This is a genomic window from Caulobacter sp. GW456-12-1-14-TSB4, from assembly GCF_059424195.1.
In genome coordinates, this window is record NZ_JBWKZF010000011.1 from 104739 (window position 1) to 117765 (window position 13027).

Consider the following 13027-nt stretch of genomic DNA (forward strand, 5'->3'; position numbering starts at 1 on the left):
GGCAGGAGCGTACCCGATGACCGTGATTCCATCATCGCCCCCGCGTGACGCCAGCCATACGATGTTCGAGCAACCGTCCAAAGACTATCGCGCCAACAAGATCTTCCGGCACATGACGCCAGCGGAGATCGAAGCGCTAGCGCCCTTCGTCGAGCAGCGCGCCTACGGCAAGGGCGAGATGATCCTGCAGCGGCGCGACCAGGACGGCGGCATCTATCTGCTGCTGGAGGGCGCACTGCTGGCCAACCAGTACGCCAAGTCGGGACGCGAGGTCGGCTATCGGCGGATTGCGCCTGGCGGCTATTTCGGGGAAATCTCGGCCATCGACGGCCTGCCGCGCTCGGCCAACATCGTCGCCCTGGAGGACGCGCGGCTGGCCCGCCTGCCCCAGAGCCTGGTGCGCCGCCTGTTCGAGGACTCGCCGCGCTTCATGAAGGCGCTGCTGGAAGACATGGCCGGGCTGACGCGGTCGCTGACGGACCGGTTGTTCGAACTGACCGCCGTCTCGGTCGCCTGCCGGGTCGATATCGAGATCCTGCGCCTGGCCGCCGCCTCCAGCGAGGATGGGCAGACGGGCGTCATCCACCCCTGCCCGACCCACGCCGAACTGGCCGCCCTGCTGGGCAGCCAGCGCGAGCCGGTGACCCGGGAGCTGAATCGCCTGGCCAGCCTGGAGATCGTCCGCCAGACCGGCCGCACCCTGCACGTCCTGGACCTGCCGGCGCTGGCCACCGAGATCGAGCGGATCGGCGGCGAAGTCTAGGCGGGCGCGAGCTCGATCAGCACGATGTCGTTGGAACGCATCGGCAGGTCGATGACGGTGTCCCCGGTGGTCTTCACCACCCGGTCGATCTCGGGCGCATCGACGGTCAGTCCCTCCAGCTGGCGCAACTGGTCGGCGGTCAGACTGGTCGGCAGGCCCATGTCGATATAGGCGCTGTAGGCGTCGTTTCGGCGGTAGCCGGTGCGACGGACGCGCAGCCGGTATGAGCCCAGCTTCAGGCCCGACAGGCGCAGCTTCAATGGCGCGACGTCCGTGGACGGATGAAGCTTGGTGTAGAACGGCCGGTTGCTCACCGCCTGCGCAGGCTGACGCCAGTCATAGGCCAGCACCGCCACCCGGTCGCCGTCACGGGCGGCGAACACCTGGCCGTCGTCACAGGCGATCGCCCGGCCCTTCACTGCGGCCAGGTACTTGTAGGCGAACCAGGCCGGCTTGCGGATTCCCTGCGGGTTCATCAGGCCAAAACCGCCCTGGAACGGCGCGGTCGGCGGGCCGGGTTCCTCGAAGAGATCGGTATAGGTCCAGTAGCTCATGCCCTGGACCAGGCCTTGCGTCCGCCGCAGCTTGTCCAGGATGTAGGGCGCGCTGACATAAGCGTCGTGGACGCTGTCGCGCGGCGAATAGCTGGTGCTCCATTCGGTGAAATACAGCGGCAGGCCAGGGAAGGCCGAGGCCTGGATCTGCTCGCGCACCTTGCGCACGTCGGCGACGATGGCGTCGGGCGAGGCCGAGAGCTTGGTGTCCGACTTGCCCAGTTCGTCGATGAAGCCGCCATCGACGCCATAGGTGTGCGTCGTGACGAAATCGACCGGCGCGCCGCTGGCCTTCACATGGGCCAGGAACTCCGGCACCCAGGCCGCGCCGGCCGTCGAAGGGCCGCCGACCCGCAAGGCCGGATCGATCGCCTTGATGGTCCGGGCGGTGACGTCATAGAGCTCGAAATAGGCGGCTTGGTCGGCCTTCTCCCAGAAGATGTCGAGGTTGGGCTCGTTCCAGACCTCGAAGAACCAGGTCCGCACCTCGGCCTCGCCATAGCGCTGGCGGACATGGCGGACGAAGGCGTCGACGAGGTCGCGCCAGGGCCCCAGCTTCGGATGCGAGATATTGCCTTTCCAGTAGAAGATCGAGGCGTCCGAGGTCTTCATCGCCTCGGGCGTGAAGCTGAGCTCGACGAACGGCTTGATGCCCTTGGCCAGCAGGGCGTCGTAGAGCTGATCCAGCCTGGTCCAGTCGTAGACGGCCTGGCCGTCCTGAATCTTCACCGTGCCCAGCACGTCGTGGAAGACGCCGTGAAAGCGGATGTAGCGGAAGCCCAGCTCATCGACGGCGGTCTTCAGCTGGGCCTGGCTGTCGGACCGGATCAGGGTGCCGGGGAAGTCCGAGCCCACCGAGAGGTCGAAGAACCGGTCGACCGGCCCGCCCGTGCGCGCCATGTCGATAGTCACCACGCGCGCCCCGCCCGGCGCGGCGTGCGCGACGGAAGGCAGGCTCGCCAGCGCGGCCAGCATGGCCCGACGTGACAGCGGCATAGACGTCCTCCCTCTTCTTTGTTGGGAGGACGGTGGCACGGCATTGGTACCGCTATCAAGGCCTCAGCGGCGCAGGGCGAAGCCGATATAGACCGTGCGCGGGGCCGAATAGCTGGTGACGCCGTCCGCCGTCTGACCGACCGCCAAGTCGGTGTCGAGGGCGTTGTCGGCGGCCAGATAGACCTCGGTCGCCGGCGACAGCTTCCAGCCGGCGCGCAGGTCGAGGCTTGTTCCCGCCTTCAGCACGCGCTGGTTCAGGTCGTCCTCGAACCGCTTGCTCTCGTAGCGCAGGTCGGCGTCGAGGCTGAGGCGGTCGATGGGCTTCCAGCGCGCGCCGGCGGTGACGGTCAGGGCCGGCGCCTGGGCCGGGCGCTTGCCGTCCAGCTGGGCGACCGCGCCGCTGCCCTCGACGCGGGCGTGGGTGGCCGAGAAGGCCGCGCGCACCGTCCAGGCGGCGGAGAGATCGGCGGCGACATCGCCCTCCAGACCATAGGCGTTGATCTGGCCGGCGTTCTGGCGCTGGCGCAGCACGCCGCCGGCCGGGATGAAGCCTGCGATCGGGAAGGTCCCCGGGCCGATGCCGATGGTGACGTTGGTGATCGGGTCCTGGACCTGATTGTAGAAGACGCCGAGGTTCCAAGTCGCAACACCCTCGCCCGAGAGGCCGGTCTCGACGCCATACAGGGTCTCTGGCTTGAGAGCGGCGTTGGACTCGGTGACGTCGTTGCCGACCCGGAACGGGCGGTGCAGCTCGTTCAGCGTCGGCGGCCGGAAGCCGGCATAGGCGGCGGCCCGCACCCAGGTCTCGCCAGCCAGCCGCTGGCGCACGCCGATGCGACCCGTGGGCGTCGTGCCCGAGGCGTTGGTCGGCGGGGCGTCCAGGGTCAGGGCGCCGGTGGCCGTATCGCGCTCGCGGCGGACGCCGTCATAGGATTTCCAGCCATCCAGCCGCGCCCCGGCGACCAGGGAGAAGTCCGGCCGGTTCCAGGCGGCCTCGGCATAGACGCCGCCCACCAGGGTCCGGCCGCCGGCTGTACGCTGGCGGGTGAAGGTCCCGGCCATGTAGCGGAAGAGCTCGTGGGTGCGCCCCTCGGTCATGCGGGCGTCGCCGCCCAGTTCCCACGTCCAATCGGCCAGTGCGCCCTGCCAGGCGGCGTTGAGGCCATAGCCGCTGGCGGGGGTCGAGTACTGGTCGTTGGCCGGGGTGGTCCCCACGCGCCCGGTGGCGACGGCGGCCGAGGTGTTCTCCAGGTCGCTGCTCCGCGCCCAGGCTTGCACGCGCCAAGTGTCGGTCGCCAGGGTCATCGCCAGCGAACCGCCGGTGGCGTTCGACCGCGCGCCGACCAGGCCGGCGTCGCGCTTCTCCTGGAAAGCGCCCGCGCGGATCGCCCAGCGCACGCCGTCGAAATCGCCCTGGATGCGGGCGGCGATCGAGCCGTCCTCCAGCGTCGTCCGCGTGTCGGCCGCGCCCGCCGCGCCGTTGCGGACGGGATAGTAACCGTCGGTGCGCGAGCTGCTGGCCGTCAGCAGCAGGTGGTCGGTCCCGAAGGTCCCCGCCGCTCGCCAGCCGTCGCGCTCGCGGGCCTCGGCGGTGAAACTGGTCAGGCCACCGCCGGCGTCGCGCTCGCGCAACGCCACCACGCCGGTCAGGGCGCCGGCGCCATAAGGTCCCGCCCCCGCGCCGCGCACGACAGTGGCGCCGGACAGGCCTTCGCCCGGCAGCGAGGTCCAGATCACCCAGCCGCCGAACGGGTCGTTCTGCGGCGCGCCGTCGAGAGTCACCAGCGCCCGGCCCGCGCCGGAGGGGGCGATACCTCGCAGGGAAAGGCCCTGGATCGTGGGATTGGCCGCGTCACTGCCCGTGCGGCGGAACAGCGAAACACCGGGCGTGGTCTTCAGCACGTCGTCGAGCCGCGCCTGAGCGCCCAGTTCGGCGGCGTCGTAATAGGCGGTGGAGAAAGCCTCCTGCCCAGCCAAAGGCAACAGCCTGGGCGCCTCGACGACGACGGTGGAGACCGGGGGCGGCGGCGGGGCGTCAAGCGGCACGGGCGAACTCTACTTTGGGGAAAGGCGATGCTTAGCCCAAAGTGGCATGACCACGCTATCGTTCCCAGCCGCCTCCGAGCGCCAGGAACAGATTGACCTGGTCGGCCGCAACCTGACTGTCGGATTGCGCCAGCGAGGCTTCGGCGAGCGCCAGGGTGCGCTGAGCATCCAGGCCGGTCAGGTAGGGGCTCTTGCCGGCGCGGTAGAGGGTCTGGGCCTGGGTCTCGGCCAGGGCGGCCTGATCACGGGCGGCCTTCAGCGCCCCCTGGCGCTGCAGATCGTGGGCGTAGGCGTCGAGGCTGGTCTCGGTCTCGCGCAGGGCGGTCAGCACCACGCCATCGAACTTCGCCAGCGCGCCGTCGGCGCCGGCCTCGGCCTGGCGGATGCGGGCTCGCTCGCCTTCGCCCGGCAGGGTCCAGGTGATCAGCGAGGTCAGGCCCCAGCGGTTGGCCGGCGCCTGGCCGATATCGGCCAGCAGGCCCGTCGAGCCCGCGCCGGCGCCCAGGGTGATGCTGGGATAGAGCGCGGCGGTGGCGACGCCGATCCGGGCCGTGGCGCCGGCCAGGGTCCGCTCGGCCTGACGCACGTCGGGGCGGCGCTTGAGCAGGGCCGCGCCGTCGCCGACCGGGATCGGCCTGGCCAGCACTGGCGGCGCGACGCAAGCCTCGACCGCCTTGGGGAACTCCGCGGGAGGCTTCCCAGTAAGCGTGGCCAGCTTGTAGAGCGCCGCGCGGCGACGGCTCTGAAAGGTCGGCAGGCTGGCGCGGGACAGGTCCAGTTGGGCCTGGGCGCGGGTGACGTCGACGGCCGTGCCGCGACCGGCCTTCACCAGCTTCTGGGTGACCGTCAGGCTGCGGCTCTGAAGGTCCAGGGTCTTCTGCGCCACCGCCAGTTCGTGGCCGTTGGCGCAGGCCTCCACATAGGCGCGGGCGACGTCGGCGGCGACGCTGACGCGGGCGAGGTCGAGGGCGGCCTGCGAGGCCTCGGCGTCGGCATGGGCGGCCTCGGCGGCGCGCTTGAGGCGGCCGACCAGATCGACCTGGTAGGAGACTTTCAGGCCCACATCGGCCAAGTTCTCGACCGGCAGCGGCTCGGCCAGCAGGAACTGCTCGCCGGACTCTCGCGAATGCATGGCGGCGGCCGAGGCCCCGACCTTGAAGCCGCCCGCGTCGTCGGCCTCGCCGGCGATGGCCCGGGCGCGGGCCAGGTTGGCGGCGGCAACGCGCAGGTCGGTGTTGGCCTTCAGCGCCTCCTCGACCAGACCGTTCAGGACCGGATCGTCATAGAGCTTCCACCAGCCGGCGGGGACCGGGTCCTGGCTGACGGCCTTCGATGCCGAGCCGAGGAACGGACCCTGCGCGGTCGGGGCGTTGATCTTGGCGTCCGCCGGCAGCTTGTAGTTCGGGCCGACGGTCGTACAGGCGGTGAGCGCCAGCAGCGAACCCGCGACCGCGAGGGTGCGTAAGGGGCTCATCGACCCGCTCCCACCACCGCCACCGTGGCCGTGCGTCCGGCGATCAGGCGCAGGTCACGCGGCGTCTGGTCCAACGCCACGCGCACCGGCACCCGCTGAGCCAGGCGCACCCAGCTGAAGGTCGGGTTGACGTTGGGCAGCAGGTTGCCGCTGGCGGCGCGGTCGCGGTCCTCGATGCCGGCGGCGATCGACTGGATGTGGCCCTTCAGGGGCCGATCCTCGCCCATCACCTTGACCGAGACCGGCTGGCCGATCCGCAGACCCGACAGCTTGGTCTCCTCGAAATAGCCCTCGACGCGGAACGAGCGGCTGTCGATCAGGGCCAGCACCGGCTTGCCGGCGGTGACGTAGTCGCCGGTGCGCAAGGTCAGGTCCGACATGAAGCCGTCGGTCGGGGCCAGCACGACGGTGCGCTTCAGGTTCAGGGCCGCCACGTCGCGCGCCGCCAGGGCTTGGGACAGGGCCGCCTGGCCCTGCTCGACCTTGGAGAGGCTCTGCTCGGTGACTTCGCCGGCGACCAGTTCGCCCAGCGCGCGGTTGCGGGCCAGCTCGCGGCGGGCCTGGGCCAGCATCACGCGCTGGGCCTCGACGGCGGCGTCGGCCTGCCGTAGCGCCAGGGCGTAGCGTTCGCGATCGACATAGAACAGCGGCTGGCCGGCCTTGACCGTCTGGTCGTTGGCGGCGTCGACGCGGGTGACCAGGCCCGAGACGTCAGGGGCCACCTGGACGACGTCGGCGCGGACGCGGCCGTCGCGGGTCCAGGGATCGACCTGGTAGTGGGTCCACAACGCCTTGCCGCCGACCAGGGCGGCGATCACGACGACGCCGGTGACGGCGACGCGGGCAGTGGTCAGCAGAACGGTCTTCAGCGGGGGCATGGTCAGAACTTCAGGGGTGAAGGGACCGCGACGACCGCGGCCCAGAGGATGACGAACAGGGCGGTGTCGAACAGCGCCGGATGCCAGACGAAGCGGTAGGCTCCGGCCCAGGACAGCACGCGGCGCAGCACGAATGTGGCGGCCAGGGCGATCACCGCCGAGACCAGCACGGACGACAGGAAGACCCCGTCGAGGGCGAATTCGCCGTTCATCGGGCGATCTCCGGAACGAAGGCGGGAGCCTCCGGGAACAGGTTGCGGCGCAGGCCCACGAGGCCCGACACGCCTTGCACCGCCGAGGCGGCCGGAGCGATCGACAGGCCGCGCAGGGCCGCGTCGATACAGGTCAGCAGGTCCTCGCCGGGCTTGTCGGATTGGCCCGAGGCCAGGGCGGCGAAGTGGTCGCCGACGCCGTCGAGGGCGGCGTCCAGCTGGCGCTTGCCCTCGGCCGGCAGGTCCGGACGCGCGGTCTGGACCGCGACCAGGTTCATGCCGACCCGCAGGTCGCGCAGGGCGTCGACACCGACGAAGTCGTGGCGCTCACCGGCCTCGGCCAGCTTCGGCGTCAACATGCCCAGGCGATCGACCAGGATGGCGGCGAAGGCGGCCCTGTCCGGCGCTTGGCGGGCGCGGGCCAGGCGCGAAAGACCGCGCCAGGTGCGGACCAGCAGCCGCCGCGCGCTGGCGTCCACGCCCATCGAGCGCAGGCCGGCGGTGACGATGATCGCGAACAGCAGGCCGACGAACTGGGCCAGGTTGCCATTGAGGAAACTGGCGAAGTCGGCGCTGAACGTCTCCTGCAGGGTCAGGGCGTTGCAGAAGCCGATCAGCATGGCCAGGGCCGCGCCCATCCGCTTGGGGTCGGGGATGTAGAGGCCGATGAACAGCAGCGGCGGGGCCATCACCATCAGCAGCATCGGGAAGCCGTCGATCGCCGGCAGGATGGCGAACATGTAGAGCGCCGACAGCGGCAGCGAGGCCAGGGTGAACAGGCCGAAGCTCTTGATGGCCGGAACGGGATCGTCCATCGCCGCGAAGAAGCAGCAGAACACCGCGGCCATGACCGGGGCCGAGGCGCCGTCGCCCCAGCCGGACAGGATCCAGGTCGCGCTGGACAGCAGGATGGCGATCACCGCCGCCCCGCCCGACAGCAGAGCCAGCGGCAGGTCGGCGTGCATGGGGCGCATGCCCCTGGCGCGCGCCTGGGCGTCCAGGGCCGGCGACAGCGGCGCGTCGGGATTGTCGAGGCGGGCCATCAGCGCGTGGCCCTCGGCCAGGGCGCGGACGGCTTCGGACAGCCGCACCAGCAGGCTCTCGATCAGCAGGTTCGACCAGGCCGCGCCGCGGCGATGGGCGGCGAGGTCGTTCAGGCGCTCGATCAGGTCCAGCCCCTGTTCGCGCGGCGAGCCGGCCTCGATCCAGGCGGCCACCGTGTTCAGGGCGGCGCGAACGCGTGCGTCCTTCACCTCCCGCAGGGCCTCCATGCGATCGGCCAAGCCCGACAGCAGCGGGATCAGCAGCAGCATGCGCTCGTGCAGGGCGCGGACGACGCCGGTGGTCTCGCGCAGGCGCGAGGTGTCGAAGGGCAGGTGCACGGCCAGCATCTGGATCTCGCTGGCGGCGGCGGCCAGGCGGCGGCGATCGTCGGCGACGTCCTGGCCCTTCAACACGTCCAGCGCCCAGCGGTCGGCCTCGCCCAGCCAAATGGACAGGCGATCCTTCAGCACGGCGCCGACCGGACGCGGGAAGATCAGGCTGTGGATCAGGGTCGCGCAGACGATCCCTAAGCCGATTTCGACCACCCGCCAGACGGCCAGGTCGAAGATCGCGCCGGGCTGGTTGACGGCGGGAAAGCCGATGATCGCGGCGGTGTAGCCGGCCAGCATCAAGAGGTAGCTGCGCGGCGTGCGGTCCAGCAGCGAAATGGTCAGGCAGCCGCCGACCCACAGGGCTAGCGCCAGGCTCAGCAGCACCGGCGCATTGACCAGGTTGGGCACCAATGCGACGGCGGCGGCCGCGCCCAGCAGGGTGCCGAGCACGCGATAGACGGCCTTGGAGCGCACGGCCCCGGCCAGCGGCTGGCTGACGATATAGGCCGTGGTCATCGCCCAGTACGGACGCGGCAGGCCCAGCGCGAAGCCGATATAGAGGGCCAGCATCGCCGCCGCGAAACTGTTCGCCGAGAACAGCAGCGTATGCCGATCGAATTTCGGGAGCATGGAGGGAGCCCTTAGACTTGGTCGCATGACGGGCGCCGAAACCGGCGGCCACTTTCGGCTGTCATGCTCCTAGACCCCCTGCCCGGCCGCCAGGTCCAGGGCGGCCTCGAAGGTCGCGAAGGTCCGCACGGCGGCCTGTAGGTCATCGTCGCTGACGCCGGTCAGCATCTGGGCTCGCACGACCTGCACGGCGTCCTCGACGACGGCCGCCAGGGCCTGGCCCTCGGCGGTAAGATGCAGGGTCTTGGCGCGCTTGTCGGAAGGATCGTCGCGGCGCTCGACGAGGCCGGCCTGGGCCAGCTGGTCCAGGATGCGGACCAGCGACGGCCCCTCGACCCCGATCTCTTCGGCCAGCATGCCCTGGCGCATGCCGCCGCCCGCGCGGGCGATGTGCAGCACCGGCATGGCCTTGGCGTCCGAGATGCCGTGAGCGGCCAGGGCGCGATTGACCTCCTTGCGATAGACCCGCGCCAGGCGCAGCAAGGCGCCGGCAAAGGCGCGTTCGTCGAGGGTGCGAGCAGAGGTCATGGAACGGCGATCTATCTAATAGGTAGCTTCCTATCCAAATTAGATAGCATCCTACCTATTAAACCGCAAGAGCGTCGCCGTGGGATTTTAGGGACGCAGCGCGAGGCGGGCGAAAGCCTTGTGGCGGTTGGCATTCAACCTCCACCTGTCTAATGTCGCCGCATATCCGCAAAGCCGAGTCCCTTCCCGCGCATGCTTACCCTGCCGCTCGAAAAACCCGGCGCCGCGCCGCGGAAACTCCAGCTTTCCCTGAACAAGGGCGCGCGCTTCACCGTCCTGGTCCGGTGGGAGTGCGACGCCGATCATGCCGACGATGTCGACGTGCACGCGCTGGAGGCGGTGAACGACGGCTTCGGGGCCAAGGTGAGCGAACTCACCGCTGTGCTGTCCACCTACAACACCACCCGGATGAACCCGCGTGGCGGCGTATTGCAGACCAGCGCCGATGGCTCGTTCCAGACGCCCAGCGGCGGCCTGATCCACAGCGGCGACATGCGCGTGCAGAACAATTCGGAGTCGATCGTGATCGACGGCTCGAAAATCCCCATCGGGGTGAACGAGATCCCGATCCTGGTGACCGTGCACGAAGCCGATCACGGAAGCGGCCACGATGACGGCGACGAGGACGAGGAAGAGCCGGCGTTCGGCGACATCGACCTGTGCACGATCACCCTGACCGACGACGCCGGGCGCGAACTCGCCGCCTATCAACTCTCGTCCGAGTTCAAGGAATTCAACGTCGTCCAGCTGGGCAGCGTCCTGCTGGGTCCCAACGGCTGGGAATATGCGGCGGTAGGACGAGGCTTCAACGGCGACTTCAACGACGTGCTCGCGCACTTCTCCTGACCAGACGCGTGTCGGAAGACCCCAAACCCGGCACGACACCGAAGCGGCTGCGGCCCACGGTGATCGATCTGCCCGCCGGCCGCTTGAAACGCCAGAAGGCTGCGTCGCCACCGGCGGTGCTCGCACCGACCGCCATTCCGGGCGTCCAGCGCAGGCGGATCACGGTGGGCGTCGCCGATATCACGCGGCTCTCTCCAGACGCCACGTCGCAAGCCGCGGCGCGCGCGGTGCGCCTGATCGACAGCTTCGTCGTCGAGAACGCCCGCGATCAGCACGTCGCGCAATGGGGACACGCCACCCAGCAGGACTACGCCCTGCTCGCCTCCGACGGGGCCAAGGCGGCCCAGCTCGACCTCCTGGACCTGGCCCGCAGCTATGTCGGACGGATCATCGACCTTCTCCAGGCGGTCGATCTGGCGGCGACCTGCGATCTAGAGCGCTCCACCCGCACCGAACTGCGGCAACTCGTGGATCGATCGCGGGCCGCGTTTGATCCGTTGCGAACGCTCATGGCCGCGCGTGAAGACCATGCGCGCCGCATCGACGAGACGGGTTTCGAGATCGAGGCGGCCGCACTGGCCGCGACGTTCCTGGCCGGACACCTGGCGACGCTCCGCCCCGAACTCGCGCGCCGCTTCCTCCAGCGCGAGATGAGCCTGACGAAGACCGCGCTGGAAATCCGAAGCGGCCAGTTCGAGCGGAACGGCCAGCGCGACGAAACGCGCAAGCTCGTCGTCATCATCCAGGATGTCGTGCTCACGGCCCTGCCCGACTGGCTTGAGGGCGTCGCCGCCCTGGCCAAGGCGCGACGCGCCAATCCCACGGAGGTCGGCGCGCTCCAGCACCGTCTTCGCGCTCTTCTTCGCAACCTCGAGTCCTAGGATCGCTTTCCATGACCCTGCAACTCAATCTGCAGAAATCGGCGCGCACGCTGCGCGTATCGCTCGACAAGGCCGGCGTCGCGCCGGACGTGAAGGCCGAGCTGATCTTCGACATCGACGTGTCGGGCTCGTTCTTCCACGAGCATGAGGAAGGCACGACCAGCAAGCTGGTCGCGCGGCTGGTGCCCTATGGCATGGAGCTGGACCCGGACGGCAAGATCGACGTCTTCACGTTCAGCGACGCCCGGCAGAACGTTCACCACGTCGGCACGGTCACGCCCGACGACTGCGAGAACTACATCGTCCGCAAGGTCGTGGGCCGCGTGCCCGGCTGGAACGGCGGGACGGACTACAGCTACGTCCTGGAGCGCAACCTGCAGCATTTCGGCTGGCTGCCGACCTCGGAGGGCGGCGGCTTCCTGAGCCGGTTCTTCGGTCGCGCCAAATCGCCCGAATACAAGGCCCGCAAACGTTCGATCGTCATCTTCGTCACCGATGGCGAGAACAGCCCCAGCGACCACGTCCGCGCGACCCGGATCCTGGAGGAGTCCGAGCAGCGCGGCGATCAGGTCTATTTCCTGTTCGTGGGCGCCTGCGAGCACGAGGTCGACTTCGGCTTTATCCGGAACGTCGCCGAGCGCTTCAAGAATACCGGCGTCGTCATCATCCGCGATCTGGACGCCTTCGTGGAGTTGTCGGACGAGCAGCTGAACGCCCAGCTGCTCGGACCAGAACTCATCGCCTGGCTGAAAGCCTGACGCAAAGGCCGCCGCGCCTCTCCGCCGGAAGAGGCGCGGCGGCTCCTATTTCTTCTCATCTAGCCGTAGGAACCGCGCGCCGTTGTCGTGCAGGATCGCTTTCGTCTGGGCGGCGGTGAGGAAGTCGGCGGAGGTGATCGCCTCGATCGCCGCGCCGATCGCGCTGGGCCAGACCATCTGGTCGGAGCCGAACATGATCCGGTCGCCATAGCCCGCCTCGACCAGTCGTCGCAGGTAGCGATGGAACTCCGCGCGGGGCTGGGTGAAGTCGATGACGGCGACGTCCAGATAGACCTGCGGGTGGGCGTAGAGCAGCGCGATCATCCGGTCGACGTTCGGCCAGCCGCCGTGCATCACGTAGAGCCGAAGCTTGGGATGCCGGACCAGCACGTCCTCTAGCAGCAGCGGATCGGACAGGCTGGCGCGGTACTTGGTCAGACCCAGATAGGCGGCGCCGGGCGGGCCTGGGCCAATATGGATGGCGGCGGGGATATCCAGCTCCTCGGCCAGCGCCCAGTAGGGTTCCAGCTTCGGATCATTGGGCGCGATGCCGTCATACTGAGCCGCGATTTCGCCCAGCACCACCATCTGCCCCGCTGCGTGCAGCGCCCGCAGCGCCGCGATCGGCGGCGGGTCGGACATGTCGACATAGACGGCCGGCAGGATGCGCTTGGGGTCGGCCTTCTTCCAGGCGGCGACGAAGTCCGGCGGGCCGCTGGTCACCGCCAGGATGTCGTACTTGCGAAGCGCCTCCAGGCTCTGCTCACGCAGCTCGCCGTCCGTCCTGGGCGAGAGCAGCGGATGGGCGCAGGTCGGCTTCTCCGCGAAGGTCTTCATTGCGTAGGTCCGCGCATCCCAGCGCGGATCTCGCCGGGGCATCGTGTCATACGGCGCGCAGACATAGACTGGCGGCGGCCCCTGCCCGTCCGCCGGTAGCGCGTGCAGGTGCATGTCGATGATCGCCTGGGCCCAGCCGGTCGACGCCGTCGCCAGACCCAGGATCAAGCCCGCCGCGGCCGCAGCGCGTCGCCCCATCGCTCTCATCCGCCCCTCCAGAACGCTGTTCGCTCAATCGAGCGGCGCCG

At 69.5% G+C, this 13027-nt stretch carries 12 protein-coding genes; 4 read left to right on the forward strand and 8 right to left on the reverse strand.

Features of this window, described 5'->3' with window-relative positions:
• Positions 1–16: 16 nt before the first annotated feature.
• A complete protein-coding gene (locus tag AC07YH_RS12735) occupies positions 17–763 on the forward strand; it encodes a Crp/Fnr family transcriptional regulator (RefSeq protein WP_494747350.1) in 747 nt (248 codons plus the stop codon).
• Here the strand turns inward: AC07YH_RS12735 and AC07YH_RS12740 are convergent.
• The 7 genes from AC07YH_RS12740 to AC07YH_RS12770 all read right to left on the reverse strand — a co-directional run bounded on the left by AC07YH_RS12740 (position 760) and on the right by AC07YH_RS12770 (position 9457).
• On the reverse strand, positions 760–2292 hold the full coding sequence (locus AC07YH_RS12740; protein WP_494747414.1) for a GH39 family glycosyl hydrolase: 1533 nt from the start codon (positions 2290–2292) through the stop codon (positions 760–762). The genes AC07YH_RS12735 and AC07YH_RS12740 overlap by 4 nt on opposite strands.
• Before the next feature lie 84 nt (positions 2293–2376).
• Complete coding sequence (locus AC07YH_RS12745) at positions 2377–4359, reverse strand: TonB-dependent receptor (protein ID WP_494747351.1); 1983 nt, start codon at positions 4357–4359, stop codon at positions 2377–2379.
• Positions 4360–4414: 55 nt separating this feature from the next.
• Entirely contained in the window at positions 4415–5833 is a 1419-nt protein-coding gene (locus AC07YH_RS12750) for an efflux transporter outer membrane subunit (RefSeq protein ID WP_494747352.1), read from the reverse strand.
• The gene (locus tag AC07YH_RS12755) at positions 5830–6711 is read right to left on the reverse strand and encodes an efflux RND transporter periplasmic adaptor subunit (RefSeq protein WP_494747353.1); all 882 of its coding nucleotides are present in this window, start codon (positions 6709–6711) and stop codon (positions 5830–5832) included. Before AC07YH_RS12755 ends, AC07YH_RS12750 begins: the two co-directional genes overlap by 4 nt.
• Before the next feature lie 2 nt (positions 6712–6713).
• Positions 6714–6923: a DUF1656 domain-containing protein gene (locus AC07YH_RS12760; RefSeq protein ID WP_494747354.1), complete on the reverse strand. Its 210-nt coding sequence runs from the start codon at positions 6921–6923 to the stop codon at positions 6714–6716.
• Entirely contained in the window at positions 6920–8929 is a 2010-nt protein-coding gene (locus AC07YH_RS12765) for an FUSC family protein (protein ID WP_494747355.1), read from the reverse strand. The genes AC07YH_RS12760 and AC07YH_RS12765 overlap by 4 nt, the downstream gene beginning before the upstream one ends.
• Before the next feature lie 69 nt (positions 8930–8998).
• On the reverse strand, positions 8999–9457 hold the full coding sequence (locus AC07YH_RS12770; protein ID WP_494747356.1) for a MarR family winged helix-turn-helix transcriptional regulator: 459 nt from the start codon (positions 9455–9457) through the stop codon (positions 8999–9001).
• Between the two features lie 192 nt (positions 9458–9649).
• Between AC07YH_RS12770 and AC07YH_RS12775 the strand changes: the two genes are divergently transcribed.
• From AC07YH_RS12775 to AC07YH_RS12785, 3 genes are read left to right on the forward strand one after another with little or no spacing between them, the layout of a single operon-like run.
• Positions 9650–10303, forward strand: coding sequence for a TerD family protein (locus AC07YH_RS12775; RefSeq protein ID WP_494747357.1), 654 nt, complete (start codon positions 9650–9652; stop codon positions 10301–10303).
• 8 nt (positions 10304–10311) lie between these two features.
• Positions 10312–11184: a hypothetical protein gene (locus AC07YH_RS12780; RefSeq protein WP_494747358.1), complete on the forward strand. Its 873-nt coding sequence runs from the start codon at positions 10312–10314 to the stop codon at positions 11182–11184.
• Between the two features lie 11 nt (positions 11185–11195).
• The gene (locus AC07YH_RS12785) at positions 11196–11942 is read left to right on the forward strand and encodes a VWA domain-containing protein (RefSeq protein WP_494747359.1); all 747 of its coding nucleotides are present in this window, start codon (positions 11196–11198) and stop codon (positions 11940–11942) included.
• A 45-nt stretch (positions 11943–11987) separates the two neighbouring features.
• Here AC07YH_RS12785 and AC07YH_RS12790 read toward each other — a convergent pair whose 3' ends face one another.
• Positions 11988–12977 carry an amidohydrolase family protein gene (locus AC07YH_RS12790; RefSeq protein ID WP_494747360.1) on the reverse strand — a complete coding sequence of 330 codons (990 nt, stop codon included), beginning with the start codon at positions 12975–12977 and terminating at the stop codon, positions 11988–11990.
• Positions 12978–13027 lie beyond the last annotated feature (50 nt).

Bases quoted from the DNA above. Each gene is read 5' to 3' on its own strand.
- AC07YH_RS12760 (WP_494747354.1), bottom strand. From the start codon at position 6,923: ATGAACGGCGAATTCGCCCTCGACGGGGTCTTCCTGTCGTCCGTGCTG.
- AC07YH_RS12775 (WP_494747357.1), top strand. From the start codon at position 9,650: ATGCTTACCCTGCCGCTCGAAAAACCCGGCGCCGCGCCGCGGAAACTC.
- AC07YH_RS12765 (WP_494747355.1), bottom strand. From the start codon at position 8,929: ATGCTCCCGAAATTCGATCGGCATACGCTGCTGTTCTCGGCGAACAGT.
- AC07YH_RS12770 (WP_494747356.1), bottom strand. From the start codon at position 9,457: ATGACCTCTGCTCGCACCCTCGACGAACGCGCCTTTGCCGGCGCCTTG.
- AC07YH_RS12755 (WP_494747353.1), bottom strand. From the start codon at position 6,711: ATGCCCCCGCTGAAGACCGTTCTGCTGACCACTGCCCGCGTCGCCGTC.
- AC07YH_RS12740 (WP_494747414.1), bottom strand. From the start codon at position 2,292: ATGCTGGCCGCGCTGGCGAGCCTGCCTTCCGTCGCGCACGCCGCGCCG.
- AC07YH_RS12735 (WP_494747350.1), top strand. From the start codon at position 17: ATGACCGTGATTCCATCATCGCCCCCGCGTGACGCCAGCCATACGATG.
- AC07YH_RS12790 (WP_494747360.1), bottom strand. From the start codon at position 12,977: ATGGGGCGACGCGCTGCGGCCGCGGCGGGCTTGATCCTGGGTCTGGCG.
- AC07YH_RS12750 (WP_494747352.1), bottom strand. From the start codon at position 5,833: ATGAGCCCCTTACGCACCCTCGCGGTCGCGGGTTCGCTGCTGGCGCTC.
- AC07YH_RS12785 (WP_494747359.1), top strand. From the start codon at position 11,196: ATGACCCTGCAACTCAATCTGCAGAAATCGGCGCGCACGCTGCGCGTA.